The following is a 310-nucleotide window of genomic DNA, read 5'->3' on the forward strand; positions in this document are numbered from 1 at the left end:
CCTGCGGTCGGCAGCACGCTTGCCAACGGTGAGGTGGTAGGCTTCACCGGGGCGCTCGACAGGGCCGCGGGCGAAAATGTGGGCACCTATGCCATCAGCCAGAACACGGTAGCAAACGGCAACTACGCGATAAGCTACACGGGTGCGCTGCTGACCATCAACCAGCTTGCAGTGACGGTGACGGCGGATGCGAAGTCCAAGACCTACGGTGATGTTGATCCAGCCTTGACCTTTGTGTCGGTACCTGCGGTCGGCAGCACGCTTGCCAACGGTGAGGTGGTAGGCTTCACCGGGGCGCTCGACAGGGCCG

General features: G+C 62.9%; 1 protein-coding gene. It reads left to right on the forward strand.

Features of this window, described 5'->3' with window-relative positions:
• The coding region (locus tag L0U89_RS20690) for an MBG domain-containing protein (protein ID WP_234863194.1) at nucleotides 1-310 on the forward strand (310 nt) is incomplete at both ends.

The organism is Mariniradius sediminis (genome assembly GCF_021491425.1).
GTDB classification, from domain to species: Bacteria; Bacteroidota; Bacteroidia; order Cytophagales; family Cyclobacteriaceae; genus Mariniradius; species Mariniradius saccharolyticus.